The organism is Streptomyces sp. NPDC058464 (genome assembly GCF_042721035.1).
Classification (GTDB): domain Bacteria; phylum Actinomycetota; class Actinomycetes; order Streptomycetales; family Streptomycetaceae; genus Streptomyces.
The window spans coordinates 86,895-106,003 of sequence record NZ_JBHXMA010000001.1 but is presented as its reverse complement, the minus strand read 5'-3'; the positions used below and the strand labels follow the sequence as shown (position 1 = coordinate 106,003).

At 72.0% G+C, this 19,109-nt stretch carries 16 protein-coding genes and 1 pseudogene; 7 read left to right on the top strand and 10 right to left on the bottom strand.

Annotation, left to right across the window (positions count from 1 at the left end; translation table 11 throughout):
• Nucleotides 1-55 precede the first annotated feature (55 nt).
• Nucleotides 56-1,450: a polyprenol phosphomannose-dependent alpha 1,6 mannosyltransferase MptB gene (gene mptB, locus ACFWPQ_RS00515; RefSeq protein WP_384028408.1), complete on the top strand. Its 1,395-nt coding sequence runs from the start codon at nt 56-58 to the stop codon at nt 1,448-1,450.
• Complete coding sequence (locus ACFWPQ_RS00510; RefSeq protein WP_384028406.1) at nt 1,447-2,799, top strand: glycosyltransferase family 87 protein; 1,353 nt, start codon at nt 1,447-1,449, stop codon at nt 2,797-2,799. The genes mptB and ACFWPQ_RS00510 overlap by 4 nt, the downstream gene beginning before the upstream one ends.
• A gap of 89 nt (nt 2,800-2,888) precedes the next feature.
• Here ACFWPQ_RS00510 and ACFWPQ_RS00505 read toward each other — a convergent pair.
• The 3 genes and pseudogenes from ACFWPQ_RS00505 to ACFWPQ_RS00495 all read right to left on the bottom strand — a co-directional run.
• Nucleotides 2,889-3,734 (bottom strand): annotated as a pseudogene (locus ACFWPQ_RS00505) (D-alanyl-D-alanine carboxypeptidase family protein); the annotation flags it as partial.
• 148 nt (nt 3,735-3,882) lie between these two features.
• Nucleotides 3,883-5,031: a transcription termination factor Rho gene (gene rho / locus ACFWPQ_RS00500; protein WP_384028404.1), complete on the bottom strand. Its 1,149-nt coding sequence runs from the start codon at nt 5,029-5,031 to the stop codon at nt 3,883-3,885.
• A 269-nt stretch (nt 5,032-5,300) separates the two neighbouring features.
• Complete coding sequence (locus ACFWPQ_RS00495; RefSeq protein ID WP_384028402.1) at nt 5,301-6,275, bottom strand: alpha/beta hydrolase; 975 nt, start codon at nt 6,273-6,275, stop codon at nt 5,301-5,303.
• Between the two features lie 204 nt (nt 6,276-6,479).
• On the opposite strand from ACFWPQ_RS00495, the gene ACFWPQ_RS00490 reads away from it, so the two are divergent.
• From ACFWPQ_RS00490 to ACFWPQ_RS00470, 5 genes are all read left to right on the top strand, one after another.
• The gene (locus tag ACFWPQ_RS00490) at nt 6,480-7,724 is read left to right on the top strand and encodes a cytochrome P450 (protein WP_384028400.1); all 1,245 of its coding nucleotides are present in this window, start codon (nt 6,480-6,482) and stop codon (nt 7,722-7,724) included.
• A 123-nt stretch (nt 7,725-7,847) separates the two neighbouring features.
• A complete protein-coding gene (locus ACFWPQ_RS00485; protein ID WP_384028398.1) occupies nt 7,848-8,618 on the top strand; it encodes an SDR family NAD(P)-dependent oxidoreductase in 771 nt (256 codons plus the stop codon).
• Nucleotides 8,619-8,624: 6 nt separating this feature from the next.
• Nucleotides 8,625-9,092 carry a VOC family protein gene (locus ACFWPQ_RS00480; RefSeq protein WP_384028396.1) on the top strand — a complete coding sequence of 156 codons (468 nt, stop codon included), beginning with the start codon at nt 8,625-8,627 and terminating at the stop codon, nt 9,090-9,092.
• Between the two features lie 13 nt (nt 9,093-9,105).
• Nucleotides 9,106-10,623, top strand: coding sequence for an MFS transporter (locus ACFWPQ_RS00475; protein WP_384028394.1), 1,518 nt, complete (start codon nt 9,106-9,108; stop codon nt 10,621-10,623).
• 163 nt (nt 10,624-10,786) lie between these two features.
• Nucleotides 10,787-11,743, top strand: coding sequence for a hypothetical protein (locus ACFWPQ_RS00470; protein ID WP_384028392.1), 957 nt, complete (start codon nt 10,787-10,789; stop codon nt 11,741-11,743).
• Nucleotides 11,744-11,746: 3 nt separating this feature from the next.
• On the opposite strand, the gene ACFWPQ_RS00465 is transcribed toward ACFWPQ_RS00470, so the two are convergent.
• The 7 genes from ACFWPQ_RS00465 to ACFWPQ_RS00435 form a co-directional block, all read right to left on the bottom strand.
• Nucleotides 11,747-12,517 carry an SDR family oxidoreductase gene (locus ACFWPQ_RS00465; protein ID WP_384028390.1) on the bottom strand — a complete coding sequence of 257 codons (771 nt, stop codon included), beginning with the start codon at nt 12,515-12,517 and terminating at the stop codon, nt 11,747-11,749.
• Between the two features lie 43 nt (nt 12,518-12,560).
• Nucleotides 12,561-13,589 carry a LysR family transcriptional regulator gene (locus ACFWPQ_RS00460; protein ID WP_384028387.1) on the bottom strand — a complete coding sequence of 343 codons (1,029 nt, stop codon included), beginning with the start codon at nt 13,587-13,589 and terminating at the stop codon, nt 12,561-12,563.
• A gap of 184 nt (nt 13,590-13,773) precedes the next feature.
• Nucleotides 13,774-14,730, bottom strand: coding sequence for a fumarylacetoacetate hydrolase family protein (locus tag ACFWPQ_RS00455; protein WP_384028385.1), 957 nt, complete (start codon nt 14,728-14,730; stop codon nt 13,774-13,776).
• Between the two features lie 6 nt (nt 14,731-14,736).
• Nucleotides 14,737-16,107 carry an FAD-binding oxidoreductase gene (locus ACFWPQ_RS00450; protein WP_384028382.1) on the bottom strand — a complete coding sequence of 457 codons (1,371 nt, stop codon included), beginning with the start codon at nt 16,105-16,107 and terminating at the stop codon, nt 14,737-14,739.
• 7 nt (nt 16,108-16,114) lie between these two features.
• Nucleotides 16,115-16,951 carry a cyclase family protein gene (locus tag ACFWPQ_RS00445; protein ID WP_384028380.1) on the bottom strand — a complete coding sequence of 279 codons (837 nt, stop codon included), beginning with the start codon at nt 16,949-16,951 and terminating at the stop codon, nt 16,115-16,117.
• Nucleotides 16,948-17,952 (bottom strand): amidohydrolase family protein, encoded by a 1,005-nt coding sequence (locus ACFWPQ_RS00440; protein ID WP_384028379.1) that lies wholly within the window; start codon nt 17,950-17,952, stop codon nt 16,948-16,950. The genes ACFWPQ_RS00445 and ACFWPQ_RS00440 overlap by 4 nt, the downstream gene beginning before the upstream one ends.
• Complete coding sequence (locus tag ACFWPQ_RS00435) at nt 17,949-19,073, bottom strand: FAD-dependent monooxygenase (protein WP_384028377.1); 1,125 nt, start codon at nt 19,071-19,073, stop codon at nt 17,949-17,951. The genes ACFWPQ_RS00440 and ACFWPQ_RS00435 overlap by 4 nt, the downstream gene beginning before the upstream one ends.
• Between the last annotated feature and the right edge of the window lie 36 nt (nt 19,074-19,109).

Sequence of the window (19,109 nt, the reverse complement as noted above, 5' to 3'; positions counted from 1 at the left end):
AACACCCCGTCGCTTTCCGGCCACCCGCAATTGACACGCTGACCCAGTGTTGGCCATGGCTTTCCCCGTCGATCTCCGCCGCTGCCAGGTACTCGGCCTGGCCGGCACCGCGTTCCTCGCCCTGGGAGGTGAGACAGCCGGCGCCCTCCCCGTGGAGGACCTGCTCGCACCCAGCTCGGTGCAGGCGGCGTTCGGCCTGGTCGGCGTCTACTTCGGCGTCGTCCTGCTGATCGCGGCGTGGCTGCTGCTCGGCCGCCTCGTGCGCGGTGCCGAGCCGCCCACCCCGCGGCAACTGCTGCTGGTCCTCGCCGTCTGGGCGGCCCCGCTGCTGCTCGCGCCCCCGCTGTTCAGCCGGGACGTGTACAGCTACCTCGCGCAGGGCGCCATGGTCGACGCGCACATGGACGTCTACACGTCGGGACCCGCCCAGCTCGGCGGCCCGCTGGCCGACGAGGTCGCGCCGGTGTGGCAGAACACCGCGGCCCCGTACGGCCCCGCGTTCATGGGCGTGGCCTCGCTGCTGTCCGGACTGACCCGGGGCGAACTCCCGGCCGGGCTCTTCGGGATGCGGCTGGTCGCCCTGTTCGGGGTCGGCCTGATGGCGGCCGCGCTGCCCCGCCTCGCCCGGCACAGCGGCGCCGACCCGGCCGCCGCGCTCTGGCTCGGCGCCCTCAACCCGCTGGTGCTGCTGCACCTGGTCGCGGGCGCCCACAACGACGCGATCATGCTCGGTCTGCTGGGCCTCGGCCTGGTCGCGGCGCTCGGCCGCTGGCCGGTCCTCGGGGCCGTACTGGTCACGCTCGCGGCGCTGGTGAAGGCGCCGGCGGCGCTCGGTCTGCTCGCGGTGATCGTCGTACAGGCGCGCAAGGGCCGCAGTCCCGTGCGGGCCACCCTGACGACGGTGATCGCCTCCGGGGCGACGACGGTGGTGGCGACCGCGGTCGCCGGGACGGGGTACGGGTGGATAAGGGCGCTCGACACGCCCGTCTCCCCGCACAACTGGGCGCTCAGCAGCCTGCTCGGCCGGGCCACGGGCCGGATCCTCGAACACTTCGGCAGCGACCTGGCGCCGCTCGCGGTCCCGGCCTGGCATCTGCTCGGGCTGGCGCTCACCGCGGTGACCGTACTGCTGATATGGGTCCGGCTGCGGCCCCGCCCGGTCTACGCCCTCGGCCTGAGCCTGGCCGCGGTCGCCGCCTTCGGGCCGGCGATCCGCCCCTGGTACGCCATCTGGGGCCTGTTCCTGATAGCGGCGGCGGCGCCCAGCACCTCGGTACGGCACCGGGTCGCGGCCGTCACCGGAGTGCTCGCCCTCGCCGTGCTGCCGAGCGGCGGTCCCGCCGACATCGGCCAGCTGGTCCTGGCCGTCTCCGGCGGGGTGCTCGGCGTGGTCGTGCTGTGGCAGGCCCACCAGGCCGCGCAGGCCCCGGCCGTGGGACGTACCGCATGAGAGGCCCGAGCGGACCGCGGTCCGACCGGGGGAGACTGCTGCTCGTCCTGGTCCTCGTCGCCGCCGTGACCGCGTTCACGGCCACCGTGCCACTGCTGCGCGACTGGTTCGACCTGCGCGTGTACTACGGCACCGTGCACACCTGGGTGCATCACGGCGGCCGGATCTACGACTACCGGGTGCCCGGGACGGCGTACGGGTTCACGTATCCGCCGTTCGCCGCCGTCGGCATGCTGCCCATGGCGCTGGTGGGGCTGCACCTGGCCATCGCCGCCTCGCTGCTGCTGAACCTGGCCGCACTGGCGTTCGTGCTGCGGATCCTGGCCGGGCCGGGCTGGCGGCGCTGGGGCTGGTACCGCTGGGCGCTGGCGCTGTGCGCGCTGGCCCTGTTCGAGCCGTTGCGGGACACCTTCAGCTTCGGACAGGTGAACCTGATACTGCTCGCCCTGGTGCTGGTCGACTGCTGTCTGCTGCGCAGCGGGCGGGGCCGCTGGGCCGGCGTCGGTATCGGGCTCGCCGCCGCGATCAAGCTCACGCCCGCGCTGTTCATCGGCATGCTGCTGATCGGCCGCAAGTGGCGCGCGGCCGCTGTCGCCACGGCCGTGGCGATCGCCGCGACCGGGCTCGCGGCCTGGGCCGACCCGAGGGCGTCCCGCTTCTACTGGACGCAGGCGCTCTGGGACACCAACAGGGTCGGCCGCCTCGACTACGTCTCGAACCAGTCGCTGCAGGGCGTACTGGCCCGGCTCGGCCATCCGGACAAGCCGCTGTGGGCGATCGTGGTGCTGCTCACGCTCGCCGTGTGGGCGTGGCGGACCCGCAAGGCCGTGGCGGCCGACGACTGGACGGCCGCCTTCGCGCTCACCGGGCTCGCGGCCTGCCTGGTCAGCCCGATCACCTGGGTGCACCACCTGGTGTGGGTGCTCCCGTCGTTCGCGCTGCTGGCCCGCGCCGGGCACCCGCGGATCGCGGGCGCCCTCTACGCGGTGATGTGCACCAGCGTGGTGTGGCTGTGGTTCGACGACGCGTCCGGCATCGACGGGTTCCTCGGCAGCAACATCTACACCTGGATCACGCTGGGCCTGCTGCTGGGCCTGCCGGTCGGTCAGTCCCGCCCGGAGCGCTCGCCCCTGAGCCGCATCGCCAGGGTGACGGCGCCCGCGCCGAGCACCGCGAAGCCCGCGGCGATGGCGGTGTCCGACCAGCCGGAGTCGTCCTCGGGTGCGGTGGCCGCCGCCATCGGCACGGTGCTCGGATCCGGCCGGGGCCGCGGCGTGGCCCGCAGAGCGTCCAGCGAGCCCACCGGGTCAACCCGTCCGGCCGCCTCGAAACCCCAGTCGAGCAGCTGACGGGCCTCGTCGTACACGCCGCCGTCCTGAGGGTTCATCACCGTCACGAGGAGGGTGCGCCCGCCGCGCCGGGCGGCGGCGACGAGGGTGTTGCCGGCGTTGGTGGTGTAGCCGTTCTTGATCCCGATCAGGCCGGGGTACCGCCCCACACCGTCCTCGCCGGTCAGCAGGCGGTTGGTGTTCTCGATGCCGAAGGACCAGCCGGCGCCGTCGGGGAAGCGGGCCTCGGCGGTGGAGCAGTACCGCGCGAAGTCGGGGTTGCGCAGCCCTTCCCGGCCGAACACCGCGAGGTCGAAGGCGGAGGAGACCTGCCCCGGCGCGTCGTAGCCGTCGGGGGACTCGACGTGGGTGTCGAGGGCGCCCAGGGACCGGGCGTTGGCCTGCATCCGGGTGGCGGTGCGGTCCCAGCCCCCGTCGAGTGCGGCCAGGACGTGCACGGCGTCGTTGCCGGAGCTGAGGAAGACCCCGCGCCACAGGTCGGACACCCGGTAGGTGTGGCCCGCCTCGACGCCGACCACGCTGCTGTCCTCGGGGACGTCCGCCAGTTCCCGGGACGTCACCCGGTGCGGGAGGTCGGCGGGCAGGACGGGCAGCACGGTGAGCGCGAACAGGGTCTTCAGGGTGCTGGCCGGCGGCAGTCTGCGGTGGGCGTGGCTCGCCGCCAGCACCTGGCCGGTGCCCGCGTCGGCGACCAGCCAGGAGAGCGCGGAGACGTCCGGGAGCTCCGGGGTCCCGGCGTGCGGCCGCACCTGGGTGCCGGACCGGTAGAGCAGCGACGGCCCGGGTACCACCGCCCTCGGGGGCGGGGCGGGGTCCCGCGCCCGGGTGCCGGCCGCGGCCGTGCCGGGCGTCAGCGCCAGCAGGCCCGCCAGGCAGACGGCGCAGGCCGACACCGCGGCTCGCCGAGGGAGTCGGTCAGGGAATCCGATCGTCATATGATCAACGTAGGAATGGTGGCGATGCCCCGCGCGCTGCACGGGCCGGTCGGACGACGTGCGCAACCCGGATGCCGCACGCCCGGCCCCGGTCCCGGCCCGCCGGGAGGGGCGCCCGGTGTCAGCCCGCCGGCATCGGCGCCCGGTGTCAGCCCGCCGGCAGGGTCGGCTGCACACGCCGCAGGAAGGTCGCGTTGTCCGGGGTCTCCCGCAGCCGCTCCAGGAGCGTCTCCAGGCCGCTCGGGGTGCCCTCGCGGCTCTGCAGAGCCCGGCGCAGTCCACGGACGGCGGTCAACTCGGCCGGGGTGAGCAGGAGTTCCTCGCGGCGCGTGCCGGACGGGGCGATGTCCAGGGCCGGGAAGACCCGCCGGGAAGCCAGCTCGCGGTCCAGGCGCAGCTCCATGTTGCCGGTGCTCTTCAGCTCCTCGAAGAAGTAGCCGTCGGCCCGGGAGCCGGTGTCCACCAGGACGGTGGCCAGGATGGTGAGCGAGCCGCCCTCCTCGGCCTTGCGGGCGGCGCCGAAGAACCGCTTGGGGCCGAGCAGCGCGCCGGCGTCGACACCGCCGCTGAGGGTGCGGCCGTTGGAGGCGGCCGCGTTGTTGTGGGCCCGGCACAGCCGGGTCAGGGAGTCGAGCAGGATGACGACGTCCTTGCCCTCTTCGACGAGCCGCTTGGCGCGCTCGACGACGAGTTCGGCGAGGGCGATGTGCTCCTTGGCGGGCCGGTCGAAGGTGGAGGCGTACACCTCGCCGCGCACCGAGCGCCGCATGTCGGTGACCTCCTCGGGGCGCTCGTCGAGCAGCAGCACCATCAGGTGGCACTCCGGGTGGTTGCCGGCGACGGCGGCCGCGAACTGCTGGAGCAGCACGGTCTTGCCGGTCTTCGGCGGGGCCACGATCAGTCCGCGCTGTCCCTTGCCGACCGGCGCGAACAGGTCGGCGACCCGTCCGGCGAGCCCGGCGGCGGGGTGTTCGAGGCGGATCCGCTCGTGCGGGTGCAGCGGCGTCAGATCGCGGAAGTTCCGGCGGCCGCGCAGCTCGTCGGGTGTACGGCCGTTGACGCGCGTGATCTCGGTCAGCGTGCGCCGGTCGGTGCTGACGCCCTCGACGAGGTCGCCCTTGCGCAGGCCGTGACGGCGGATCAGCGCCGGGGAGATCTGGAGGTCGGCGGGGGTGGACAGGCAGTCCGGGGCCCGCAGCCGGCCCTTCCCGCTCTGGTCGGTGTCGAGGACACCGGTGACGGACCGGCCCGCGGGCCGGTCCTGCTGCTGTACGGGGGGTTCGAGTGTGGTGGTCATGAGAGGGGGTCCTTTCGCGGACGGAAGACATGAGTGAAGGGGGGAGTGGGCCGCGAACGGGAGGGCGCGGGTGCGCTGGCCTCCGTGCGGCGGGGAAGGACACCTCGGAGACGGCTCGAAGGCCCTGGGTCACGAGGTGGCGCTGAGAAGCCGTGCTGCCGGTCGCGGAGGGCGACGGGTGAAGCGGCTGCTGAGAGTGGAACCGGCACCGGCGCCCCAGAAAGGGCAGCGACATGTGCTGTCCGGACTATACCAGCGGTTCCACTCCGTCAAACATGACGTCGGTCACCCGTATTCCCGGCGGCGCGTTCGGCCGTGGCGTCGAGCCAGTCCGCGATCAACCGGTAGGCGTCCGGCGCGCTCCGGTGCAGGTTGATGTTGTGGCCGACACCCGGCAGCACGGTGAACTCGAAGTTCCCCGGGGCCTGGGGTGCCAGCCGTTCGACGGCGGCGTAGCCCGAACTGTCGGTGGCGGGGTCAATCTCCATCGCGTCGTGCTCACCGATCAGTACCAGAGCCGGGGCCCGGACCTCTCGCGCCGCCGCCGCGGCGGTTCCCATGTCCGAGACCTCTCCGCGGGTGATGACGCCCTTGATCCGTTCGTCCAGGGAGAGGACGTCGGGGTGGACGTTGTCCTGGACGTAGAACATGGGAACGCGCAGATCGGTCCGTACGGTCAGATAGGCGTCGTCGACCAGCCCGGTGAGGTGTCCGGTGACCGGGTCGTGGACCGCCGGCGTGAATCCGAGGTCCGCCCGCGGATCGTCGTCCTCGGCCGTGGTGCCGATGCCCATGAGTCCGGTCAGCACGACCGCGTCGACGTCCGTGTACCAGGCCGCCTCCGCGGCCGCCAGGACTGAGCCGAGGGAGTGTCCGACGAGCACGACACGGCTGAACGCCTGTCCGCCCAGGGCGCCGGTTCTCGCGGCCCGGACCAGGTGGCTGAGTGCGCGTGCCTGGGCGCGGACGGTGTTGTCGCGTCCCGGCGGGCGGGTGCTGAACCCGGAGCCTATGCGGTCGACCGCCAGCGTGGCGCTGCCGTACTCGGTCGCGAAGCGCACGTAGGAGTACGTCTGCGGCTCCAGCGGCCAGTCCCAGTAGCGGTGGTCGTAGGTGGCGCCGTGCAGCAGGATCTGCAGTTCGCTCCGCCGGACGGGGTCGGGCACGGTCAGCCATGCGGCTGTGTGCCAGAGGTCTCCTCGGGGTGACGGGACGGGAATGCGCAGTTCCTGTCGGCCGGTCACTGCGGTCTCCCCTCCGAGGCGGTGGGCGGCTCCAGCGCGTGGCGCCGCGGCGCTGTGGTTCCCTCCGGATCATGGTGTCGGTCGGTGACGGAACGACAGTTTGTTTTTCGGACAACTGTTTGCGTCGAGGCCTCGCCGACGGGAAGCCGGTGGGATCGTGGGTGCGTCGCAAGGGTTCTTGAACATGATCAGTCAGGAGTCCTGATGGACCAGCCGCCCGCGCCGTTACCCCGCACCGCTCCTCCCGGTGGCTGCCCGCATGCCGAGAACGCCGTGCTCCTGTCGCGCGGCGCCGTGGTGCCCGTGGTGCTGCCGGGTGGGGTCGAGGGCGCGGCGGTCCTCGCGCACGAGGTGCTCAAGGACTTCCTGCAGCGGCCCGAAGTCGCCAAGGACGCACGGCACTTCACGGAGCTGCGCGAAGGGCGAATCCCTCCGGGGTGGCCGCTCATCACCTTCGTCACCGTGCCGAGCATGCTCACCGCCGACGGGGAGGACCACCGCAGGCTTCGCGGACTGGTCAGCCGCGCCTTCACGCCGCGCCGCGTCGAAGCGCTCCGGCCGAGGATCCAGGAATTGACGGACTTCCAACTCAACTGCCTGGCACGGGCATTGGCCGACGGCGGTGGTGTAGCAGATCTGCGGGAGCACTTCGCACTGCCGTTGCCCATGGGTGTGATCAGCGAACTCCTCGGCGTGGAAACGGAGTTCAGGGACCGGCTGCACTACCTGTCCGACCGCGTCACGGCGAACGAGATCGAACCGGCCGAAGCCGTCGCCGCCAACCGGGAGATGATCGCCGTCCTCACCGCGATCGCCGCCGCCAGGACCGAGCAGCCCGGGGACGACCTCACCAGTGCCCTGATCGCCGTCCGGGACGAGGGCGGCGACCGGCTCAGCCACGAAGAGCTGATCGGCACCATGCTCCTGATGATCGTCGCCGGGCACAAGACGACGCTCAACCTGATCACCAACGCCGTCCGCGCCCTGTGCGCCCATCGCGACCAGCTCGACCTGGTCCGGGCGGGGGGCGCGGGATGGGCGGACGTCGTGGAGGAGACACTGCGCTGGGACGCGCCGGTCAGCTACTTCCCGTTCCGTTACCCGGTGCGGGACGTGACCGTCGCCGGTACGCCGATCGCCGCGGGCACCCCGGTGCTGGCCGGGTACTCCGCCGCCGGGCGTGATCCGGCCGCGCACGGGCCGGACGCCCACCTGTTCGACGTCACGCGCCCGGCGCGTGCGGACGCCGTACGGCACCTGTCCCTGGGGCACGGAGTCCACTTCTGCCTGGGCGCTCCGCTGGCGCGGCTGGAGGCCACGGTGGCCCTCGAAGCCCTGTTCGATCGTTTTCCCGCGCTGGAGCTCGCGGTCCCCGAGAGCCGCCTCACCCCGTACGGCGGCTTCACGACCAACACCGTGAACACCCTCCCGATACGCGTCGGCGCCTGACGCGCATACCAGCCATACGAACCCCCGATGGCGTTTCGCTGACGCATTTCTTGTTCTGGCCATAGGCCCTACCTACGCTGCCATCACCGCACTTCGGCGGCATGGACAAGGGACTTGGCAATCATGGGTCGACTGGCCGGAAAAATCGCTTTCATCAGTGGAACGGGGGCTGGAATCGGCCGGGCCGCGGCACAGGTGTTCGCGGCTGAGGGCGCGACCGTGTTCGGCTGCGACATCGACGAGAAGAGTGCCGCGGAAACCGTGGAACTCGTCGAGAAGGCCGGCGGTGTCATGCGTTCCCTGGCGCCGGTCGACCTTTCCACCGAGGCCGGGGCGCGGGAGTGGATCGACGCCGGGATCGCGGAATTCGGCGGGATCGACATCCTCTACAACAACGCCTCCGCCCTGCGGAACGGCCCCTTCGAGACAATGCCTGCCGAAGACTGGTACTTCACCATCAGGAACGAGCTGGACATTCCCTACTTCTGCACGCAGGCCGCCTGGCCGCACCTCGTCGCACGCGGCGGCGGAGCCGTCCTGAACGTCGCCTCCGTGGCCGCCGTGCGCGGCGCGCCGTTCATGCCGATGGTCCCGCACGGCGCCGCCAAGGGCGGGGTCCTCGCCATGAGCAAGCACCTGTGCGCGGCCGGCGCCCCGCATCACATCCGGGTCAACACCATCGCCCCGGGCATGACCCGCACCTCGGCCACCGCACCCTTCCTCGACGACCCCGACGGGCCGAAGGCCCAGCTGGAGGCGCGGATCCCGGTCGGCCGGGTCGGGCAGCCCGAGGACATCGCCCGCGCGGCGGCCTTCCTCTGCTCCGACGAGGCGGCCTTCGTCAACGGCGCCAACCTCATGGTCGACGGCGGCGACAGCGCGATGGCGGGCTGAGCGCGGATGCACGCACGCCTCGACCACGTCGGCGTCAACGTACGCGACCTGCCCGCCCAACTCGCCTGGTACCAAACGGTCTTCGGACTGAAGACCGTCTTCGAGTTCCGACTCGACGGCCCCGGACTCACCGGTGTCGTCCTGGAACACCCGCACGGCTGGCGGCTCGAACTGCTCGCCAGGCCCGGGTCCGTGCCCGGCCTCAGGGCACCGGACCCGATGACCGCGGCCCTCACCGAGGGGTACGGGCACTTCGCGGTCACCACCCCCGAACTCGACCCCGTGTACGGCGCGTTGGTGGCACACGGAGCGAGCGAGGTCCTCGCCCCCGGCCCGTCCCCGGAACCCGGGGTGCGGATGGCCTGGGTCAAGGACCCCGAAGGAAATCTCATCGAACTCATAGAACGCGGCGGACCCGGCGAGCACGGCGAACTCGTCGAAGCCGAAGAGCGCGGCACCACCGATAACCCGTGAGATGGAGTGCGGAATGACCAACGCTGTGAAAAAACTGGACGTGGGCACGCTCATAGCCTGTTGTCTGGCAGTTGCCGCCGCGCAGCTGTGCATTACGGTCCCCTCGCCCATCAACGGGGAAATCCAGAGCGCATTCGGCGCCTCGGGATCGCAGGTCGCCTGGGTCACCTCCGCGTTCATTCTGCCCACCGCGATCCTGGAACTGAATTTCGGTGTGGTGGGCGACCTGTTCGGCCGTAAGCGGCTGCTGGTCCTCGGCGGATTCGTGCTGGCGATCGGGGAACTCCTCAACGCCACCTCCCAGAACATCACCATGCTCTGGATCGGCCAGGCCCTCGCCGGCATCGGTGCGGCCGCCCTCTTCCCGAGCTCCCTCGCCGTGATCGCGGCCGCGACGCCCGAGGAGAAGGACCGCGCCAAGGCGGTCTCCACCTGGGCGCTGAGCATCTCCCTCGCCTCCGCCGTGGGCCCGCTCTCCTCCGGCATCCTGGCCACGGTCGCCGACTTCCGCTGGGCGTTCGTGCCGCCGGTCGTCCTCGGTATCGCGGTCGGCATCGCCTGCTGGGCGCTGGTCACCGACTCCAAGGCGCCCGAGGGCCGTGCCCTCGACTGGCCGGGCCAGATCAGCATCGCCGTCGGTCTCACCGCCCTGCTGTGGGGCATCATCGAGGGCGGCGACCGCGGCTGGAGCAGCCCCTCGATCGTCTTCGCGCTGGCCCTCGCCGCCGTGGCCCTGGTCGGCTTCGTGATGGCGGAGCAGCGCGCCGCGTCCCCGATGTTCAACCTGGAGCTGCTGAGGATCCCGTCGTTCGCGGCGGCCGCGGTGGTCGCGCTGACCGGCATGTTCGGCTTCATCGGCACCGCCTACTGCGTCTCCATCCGGCTCGGCGCGGTGATGCACCTCAGCGCCCTGCGCGCCGGCATGCCGTTCGTGATCCTCCAGCTGATCCCGCTGCTCCTGGCGCCGGTGCTCAGCAAGATGCTCACCCGCGTCGAGCCGCGCTGGCTGCTGATGGGCGGCCTGCTGCCGATGGCCGCCGGCCAGTTCTGGATCGCCGCACTGCCCATCACCACCACCTCCCTGGCCGCCTTCATCGGCCCGGTACTGCTGCTCGGCATCGGCTTCATCTGCGTGGTCTCCTCGCTGACGTCGGCCGCCGTGAACGCCGTGCCGATCGAGATGACCGGCATGGCGAGCGGCGCGACCAGCCTGGTCCGCGAGTTCGGCCAGGGTCTCGGCCCGGCCGTGATCAGCACCATCGCGATGAGCGCGGCCTCCTCCGCGCTGGTCGGCAAGCTGACCGGTGCCGACGCGGGCATGGAGGCCGCGGCCGGTCCCCTGGCCGTGGTCAACGCGGGCAGCGACAGCGCCCGGGCCGCGGCGCAGGACGCCCTCGCGCACGGCATGGCTCTGGGCGTGGTGATCTGCGGCTGTGCGTCGCTGCTCGGCGCGCTGGTCACCCTGCTGCTGGTCCGCAAGAGCACCGCACGGGCGACGGCCCAGGCGCCGCTGCAGCCGGCATCCGCCTGACCGCGCACCTGACGAGAAGGCCGGGGCTCCCGCCCCGGCCTTCCGGCGTTCAGTCCAACTGGCCTGTAACAAAAGGGTCTTGGCCGGTAACGGATGTCCCCGGACCATAACGATCCCGGTCCTGACAGGGACTTGACGTCCGGTTATGCCGTATCTTCACGACATGTCCACGCCACCGCAGCAGCCGCCGTCCTCCCCGCAGCAGCCGCCGTCGTCGTCGGCTCCGCAGCAGTCCTCGCCGCCACCACAGCAGCCGGACCAGCCCCCGGTGATACCGCCGCAGCCCCAGCAGTTCCAGCAGCCGCAGCCGCAGCCGCAGCCGCAGCCGACCGCGTACCCGTATCCGAACCCGCAGTCGCCGCCCCCGCAGAACCCCTACGCCCAGCCCACCCTCGCCGGCCAGCCCGCCGCGCCGCAGCAGGCCAACCCCTATGCCGCGCAGCCCGGTTACGGCTACCCGCCGCCGGCCGCACCGCCGGTAGGCGGCCCGAACGCGGCCGGCAGAGCCGTGCTGTGGGCCGCCGTGGGCGCGGTGGTCGCGTCCGCCGCCTGGGCGGGCGGCCTCTTCCTGACGGGTGGCTTCGGCACGAGCGCCGACCTGCGCGGCTACCGGGCGCCCGCGAACCTCTGCTCCAGCGCGGACTACTCGTCGTTCAAGGACGAGTACCCCGTGGACGACTCGTCCCCCACGAAGAACGCGATGAAGGACCCGGCGCTGGACGAGAGCGACTGCAGTCTCAGCCTCAAGAAGACCAGCTCCAGCTACGGCGACGCCTACCTGACCATGCAGGTCGACCTGCACAGGAAGACCGACCCGGGACCGGAGTTCACGGCCACCTGGAAGAACTACGGCGACAGCCACACCGACTACGACGTGACGCCCGTGCAGGGCATCGGCGACGAGGCCTACCTGGTCACCCAGGACACCAGCAACGGCTCCACCACCAGCGGCTCGCGGTACGCCACGCTCGCGGTACGGGACGGCTGGATGACGTACTCCATGTCCTACAGCGCGTACTTGTCCACGTACGACAGCGACACCGACCCGCCGACCCTCGGCGACGTCACCGGCTGGCTGAAGACCGACACCAGGTCCACGCTGGAGCAGCTCAAGGACTGACGCTCAGTCCCGGTCGAGGGCGTTGGTGATCGCCTTCACCGGGCCGTGCGCCGCGTAGCCGCCGTCGACGGTGATCTCCGCGCCGTTGACGTAGGAGGCCTCGTCGGAGAGGAGATAGACCACCAGCGGCGCCACCTCGTCGACCGTGCCCGGGCGGCCCTGGGGCGTCATGGCGAGGTGGGCGGCGACGAACACCGGGTTGGCGGTCGCCATCAGCGGGGTCTCGATGTACCCCGGGTGGATGATGTTCGTCCGGATGCCGCGCGGCGCCAGCTCCAGCGCCGCCACCTTGGACAGGCCGCGCAGCGCCCACTTGCTGGTCGTGTACGCCACCGCGTGATGCGCGGTGAGCCCGGCCACCGAACCGACGTTCACGATCGAGGAGCCGGCCGGCATCAGCGGGGCGAGGGCCTGGATGCCGAGCAGCGCGCCGGTGGTGTTCACGGCGAAGGCCCGGTTCCAGTCGGCGAGTTCGACGTGGCCGAGCCGGGCCCGCATCGGGATGCCCGCGTTGTTCACGAGGCCGTGCACGGTCTCCAGGGAGGCGGCAAGGGCCGCCCAGTCGTCCGGCGAGGTGACGTCCAGGTGGACGTAGCGGACGTCCAGTGCGTCGGCGCGCAGCGACGCGGCGAGCTTCTCGCCGGCCTCGTCCAGCACGTCGGTCACGATCACCGTCGCGCCCTCCCGGGCGGCCGCGGCCGCCTCCGCGGCCCCCTGGCCCTGTGCGGCTCCGGTGACGACGACGGTACGGCCCGCCAGGCGCGTGCGGCTCACGGCTTCCTCCAAGAGGGGTACGGGGGTGGTCCTCCCGTCCACGCTAGGAAGCCGCGGACAGCTCCGGAAACACGCTCTCGGAATGGGTGGCATCCGTCTCGGCGATCTCCGGCGGCGTCCCGTCGCCCAGTGCCCCCTCGCCCAGTGTCCCGTCGCCCAGCGCCTCCTCGCCCAGCGCCGCCCCGACCCTGCGGACGGTGTCCCGCAGCCACCGGTGCGCCGGGTCCGCGTGCCGGTTGTGGTGCCAGTACATGGCCTCCACCAGCGGCACGTCCGGGAACGGCGCCGGTACGACCGCACAGCGCGCGAAGCCCTCGTAGCGGCGGGCCAGCCGCTCCGGGACCATGGCCACCAGGTCCGTACCGCTCACCAGGAACGGCAGCACACTGAAGCCCGGCGTGCTGACCTGCACCTTCGGGGTGATCCCGAGGGTCTCCAGCTGGCGCTCGGCGGGGGTGTGGCTCTTGCCGATGGCGCAGGCCGCGTGCGGCATCTCCGCGAGGTCGCGCAGGGTGAGCCGGCCGTCCACCAGGCGCGGGTTGTCCGGGTCGACGATGCACACGAACCGGTCGTGCATCACGGCCTCGCTGACCCCGGGCAGCTGGTAGCCGAGCGGCACGATCATCAGGTCGTGGCAGCGCAGGTGCGTCTCCGTCTCCAGTTGCCCGTCCACGATCGGATGGAAGTCGATCCGCACGCCCGGCGCCTCGGCCGCGATCACCCGCAGCAGCGGCTCCACGAACACCGTCATCACGTAGTCCGACATGACCACGGAGAACCGCTGGCGGCTGCGGGCCGGGTCGAAGTGCCGGGTCAGCGACAGCGCCTCCTCGGCCTTCTGCAGCGAGCCCTGGACGACCGGCAGCAGCCGCTCCGCGAGCGGCGTCAGCTCGTACTCCCGGCCCACTCTGATGAGCAGCTCGTCGTTGAAGTGCCGGCGCAGCCGGGCCAGCGAGCCGCTCATCGCGGACTGGCTGGTGGACAGTCGTACACCCGCGTGGGTGACGTTCTTCTCCTCCAGGAGCGCTTCCAGTGCCACCAGAAGATTGAGATCGATCGCTCCGAGACCCACGAGTGTCCCCTTCCGGCCGGCCACGTCCTTGAAGCTTCGGTGAAACGCGAGGTTAACCAGCGGACGGCCATCGAGGAAGGGGGTCGGGGCGACTCTCAGGAAGATGCGATGCCAGGCATGCCGTCGCCGGATACCCGCAGGTGGGGGGCCTGCGCGCACCACAGCCCCCCCACAGCTTCGGGTGCTAGGGGCGCGGCGTGCGGCCCCTCTTGCGGGCCCGCGGAAGATACGCGTCCGCCCGCCCGGGCACGATCCGGTTGGCGAGCGTGCCCAGTCGCTCCACGGTCAGCGTCACCTCGTCGCCGGGCTGCAGCGGGGGCGGGGTGCGCTCCCCGAGCCGCCCCCAGAACTCCGCCAGCGCTCCCCAGCCGCAGGTGCCGGAGCCGAGGATGTCACCGGGGCGCACCCAGGCGTCCCGGCTGGCGTAGGCGATCATCTCCTCGAAGGTCCAGGAGACGTTGGCGAGGGTGTCCCGGCCGATCAGCTCGCCGTTCAGGGTGACCGTCATCTCCAGGTCCAGGAAGCCGTCCGCGTCCCGCCGGTCCTCGACCTCGTCGGCGGTGACCAGGTAGGGGCCGAGGGTGTTGGCGAAGTCCTTGCCCTTGGAGAAGCCCAGGCCCAGGTTCTTCTCCGGCTTCTGCAGATCACGGGCCGACCAGTCGTTGAAGACCAGGTACCCGACGATGTGGTCCCTCGCCTGCTCGGGGGTGAGGTCGCGGCCGCTGCGGCCGATCACCGCGCCGACCTCCAGCTCGAAGTCCAGCACCGAGCAGCCCGCCGGGACCGGCACGTCGTCATGGGCGCCGTAGGCGGCATGCGGGTTGGTGAAGTAGAAGTTGGGCGCCCGGTACCACTCCTCCGGGACGTGCTCCAGACCGTCCAGTGACTTCGACACGCCCTCGATGTGCGCCTCGAAACCGACGAAGTCCCGGATGGACGGCGGCTTCAGCGGCGGCAGCAGCCGGACCTGATCCACCGTCAACTCACCCGGCGTGCCGAGGGCCTCGGCCCCGGCCGCGTGCAGCACGCCCGCCTCGACGAGCGTGAGGACGCTCACCCCGTCGGGCAGCGGGTGGATCACCCCGTCCCGCACCACACCGGCGCGCTCCTCGCCGTCGTGCTCGTATGTCGCGAAACGCATGGCTGCTCACTGCTCCCAGTGGTTGGTGTTGGTGACGGTCCCGGCGCTCAGATGGCCGGCGAACACGCCCTTGGGGTCACGGGCGGCCCGGATCTCGTTCAGCCGCCGCCACTGCTCGTCCCCCATGAACCGCAGCTGCCGTACCGTGAAGTCGGAGTCGCCGAGGTACTGGCCCGCGGTCACCGGCTGCATCGCCGCCATCGCCTCGTCCAGCCAGCCGCGCAGCTCCGCGTCCCGGCCGGGGTCGTCGTGCACGACATAGCTCGCGCAGTAGATCTCCGACTGCAACGAGAAAGCCATGTCCGGGAGTTGCCGCAGCGGCGCCATGGAGAACCAGATGGTGAAGGTCTGCCGGGTCGGGTGCTCGGTGAACGCCTTGCGGATCGCCGGGACGACCTCCTCGGCGCTGCCGGTCAGCCAGGCGTTGTCGACGAAGTAGCGGTGGCCCTCCGGGTTGGCGGTGCGCTGCCCGGTCAACTGCTCGGCGAGGGTGGTGGGTTGGGCCTCGACACGGAACAGGGCCCGGTCTGCGTACGGATTGGCGTGCAGCGGCGCGAGCGCCTCGGCCGCCTCCTCGGGGGTGTCGGTCATCGAGACCCCGGTGACCAGCAGCACCGGTCCGTCGGAGTCAGGCGGGGTCTGGGTCAGGGCGACGATCTCGACCAGGTCGGAGACCGTGTGGTGGATGCCGTGCAGCCAGGTCATGACCTCGTCGAAGAGGTCCAGCGGGTAGGCGTGCACGGTGTGTGCGAGATGCCGGGGGAGCGGGCGGGTGCGCAGGTGGAAGCGGGTGACGACGCCGAAGAAGCCGGGGCCCGCCCCGCGCGCCGCCCAGAACAGGTCGCTGTTCTCGCTCTCGTCCGCCCGGACCAGTTCGCCGTCGGCCGTGACGACGTCGATCGCCACGATGTTCTCGGCCGCCCAGCCCCACCCGCGCGCGTTCCAGCCCTGCCCGCCCTGGAGCAGGAACCCGCCGATGCCGACGGACGGACAGTGCCCGCCGTTGAAGAAGCGCCCGAACCCGCCCAGATACGGGTTGAGTTCGTCGCCGCCCTGGACGCTGGGGGTGGCCGTCACGATCCCGGTCGTCTCGTCGTACGCCATCTCGCGGAACCCGCCGAGGTCGATCAGCAGCGCGTCCCGGCGCACCGACCAGGCGGCCCAGCTGTGCCCGCCGGAGCGGACGGCGACCTGCCAGCCGCGCTCCAGGGCGAGCCGTACGCCCTCGACGACGTCCTGTTCGGTGACGGCCCTCAGTACGGCGGCGGGGGTGCGGTCGGTGGGGCGGCGGGCGTTGAAGACCCTGCCGTACACGGCCTCCTCGAAGTCCCCGTCAGCGGGGAGGTGGAGGGTGCCGGAGAATCGGTTCGTGTTCACGGGCGGCTCACTTGACTGCGATGGGGTTGACGGGGGCACCGACTGCGCCGGTCACCGGCAAGGGTGCCGCTACCAGCAGGAACTCGTGGACCCCGTCCGCCGCGCAGTCCTCCGCCAGGGTCTCCAGGTCCCACATCTCGCCCAGCGGCAGGCCCATGTGGGGGACGGCGATCCGGTGCAGCGGCGACGACACCGGCTCGGCGAACTCGTGCGGGCGCACTTCGAGGCCGCACGTGTCGGTGGCGACGGCCGCGATCTCCGTGCGGTGCAGCCAGCCGAGGGTGGTGAAGGACAGGCCGGGCGCGTCCCCGGCCGCGTACCCGGCCCACGCGCCGAGCCGCCGTACCCGGCCGAGCTGTCCGGTGCGGACGAGAACGATGTCACCCCGGCGCACACTGGAGGTGGCACCCTGCGCCTCGACGGTGTCCCGCAGGTGCTCCTCCAGGATCGGGAAGCCGTCGGGGAGTTCACCCCGCGCGTCGCCGATCGCCCGGCCGACGTCGAGCAGCACTCCGCGGCCGGTGAAGGCGTCGCGCAGGTGCTCGATGCCGGTCACGGCGTCGCCGTCGTCGGTGGCGGTGCGCGAACTGTCGTGCCATGCCCGCTCGGTGTCGTGGCCGCGGCCCAGCCCATGCCACCGTGTGGTGGCTTGGGGCCCGGACCCGTGGATCTCCTGGGCCAGCGAGAAGGAGCGGCCGCGCCGGACCAGAACCGCGGCGTGCGCGCGGATCGCGTCGTCGACGAAGTTGAGCGTGCCCAGGACGTCGTCCTCGCCCCAACGGCCCCGGTCGCGGTAGGCGGCGCGGGCCTTGGCCAGCTCTTCATCGAGGGGACCCAGGGTCATCGGGTGTGTCCTTTCAGCAGCAGGTCGAGGGCGTTGCCGCCGGCGATCGCGTCCCGTGCGGCCGGGTCGAGGCCGGCCGCGTCCAGCCGGGCCACCGGGTCGGTCACCCCCATGTCGAACGGGTGGTCGGTGCCGAGCACCACCCGGTCCGCGCCCACCTCCTCGACCAGATGGCGCAGCGCGCGAGGCGTGTAGACGAGGGCGTCGAACCACATCCGCCGCAGGTAGGAGCTGGGCGGTTCGGCGCAGCCGCGCGCGTCCGGCCGGACCCGCCAGGCGTGGTCGGAGCGGCCGATGTACGTCGGCAGGTAGCCGCCGCCGTGCGCGGCGACCAGCTTCAGGCGCGGGAAGCGGTCCAGGACCCCGGTGAAGATCAGGTGGGAGAGCGCGACCGTGGTCTCGGTGGGCTGGCCGACCGTGTTGCCGAGATAGTGCGTGGCCAGCCGCTCGCCGAGCGAACAGCCCCACGGGTGGACGAAGACGACCGCGCCCAGCTCCTCGGCCTTCAGCCAGACGTCGTCGTGCGCCGGGTCGGCCAGCTCGCGGCCCGCCACGGTGGTGGAGACGCTGATGCCGTACAGGCCCAGCTCGGTGACCGCCTTGTCCAGCAGGGCGACCGCGAGGTCCGGGTGCTGGAGCGGTACCGTGCCGAGGCCGTACAGCCGGCCGGGCGCGGCGGCGCAGTGCGCGGCCACCGCCTCGTTGACGGTACGGGCCAGTTGCACCGCGAGGCCGGGGCCGGCCCAGTAGTGGTGCATGGGCATCGGGCCGACCACCTGGAGGTCGACGCCCATCGCGTCGAGGTCGGCCAGCCGGGTGTCCACGTCCGTCAACCTGCCTTCCAGACGCTGGAGTTGCGCCTTGTTGGCGGCCAGTGACTCGGGGGAGTGGGCGCGCTGCTCGGCGGCCAGCTCGGCGGCGAAGCCCGTGGTGCCGGCCACCAGGGCGTCGGCCCCGGGGACCGCGAGATGGCCGTGGAAGTCGACGACGGGCGTGCTCATGCGGCCACCGTCAGGGAGGCGAGCGTCTCCGACATGATCCGGGCCGGGTCGGCGCCCGGGGTGTCCGGGTGGATCTCCCACTCGGCGAGCTGGAGGGAGTTGTCCAGCACCATGCGGACGCGGGGCAGCCGCCGGGCCATGAACCGGGCCAGGGCCCGGTCCACCGGCTCGTCGGCGGTGACCAGCTCGGCCAGCAGCACCGCATCCTCCATGCACATCGCGGCACCCTGCGCGATCAGCGGCGGGCAGGCGTGCGCCGCGTCCCCGACCACGATGACCCGGCCCCGGTGCCAGTCCTCGTCGACCAGCACCGCCTCGATCCAGCGGTAGTCCACCGCCGTGTCGTCCGGCAGCGAGGCGAGGATCTTCCCCCAGGTGCCGCCGTACCCGGCGCCGCGCTCGCGCAGCAGGTCCAGCGAGGCGCGCGGGCCGATCAGGGACGCGTCCAGGTTCTCGTCGAGGAGGTAGGCGTAGCACTGGTCGTCGGAGATCGGGCTGTAGCCGGCCTTGTAGCGGGGACCGCCGTAGTACACCTCCGCGCAGTCCATCTCGGCCGGGCGCCGGGCCACCACCCGGAAGATCGACATGCCGACCGGGCGGGGCCTGGTGGTGATGCCGATGAGCGCGCGCATCGCCGAGTTGATGCCGTCCGCGCCGACCACCAGGTCGTAGCGGCCGGTGGAGCCGTCGGTGAAGGTCACGTCCACATGGTCGGCGGACTGGTCGAGGCCGCGCACGCTCAGGCCCAGACGGACGGTGACGCCGTGCGCGTACACCGCGTCGCAGAGCGCGTCCTGCAGGTCCGAGCGGAGCGCGCCCGCCGTGGACGGCAGGTCCGCGCCGCCGGTGTGCGGGGTCTCCAGCTCGGTGATCAGACCGCCGTCCGCCCGGCGCAGCCGCATCACGTCGAACGGCACCGCCCGGGCCAGCACCCGGTCCAGCACGCCCACCGAGCGCAGCGCCTTGAGGGCGTTGCCCTGGATGGTGATGCCATGGCCCACCCCGAACCACTGGGGCGAGACCTCGACGAGCTCCACCCCGACCCCGCGCTGGGCGAGGGCGAGACACAGCACGCTTCCGGTGATGCCGCCGCCGACGACGAGCACCTTGTTCACGGGCATGGGCGTTCCTTGCGAAAGTAGAAAGACAGACGGTGG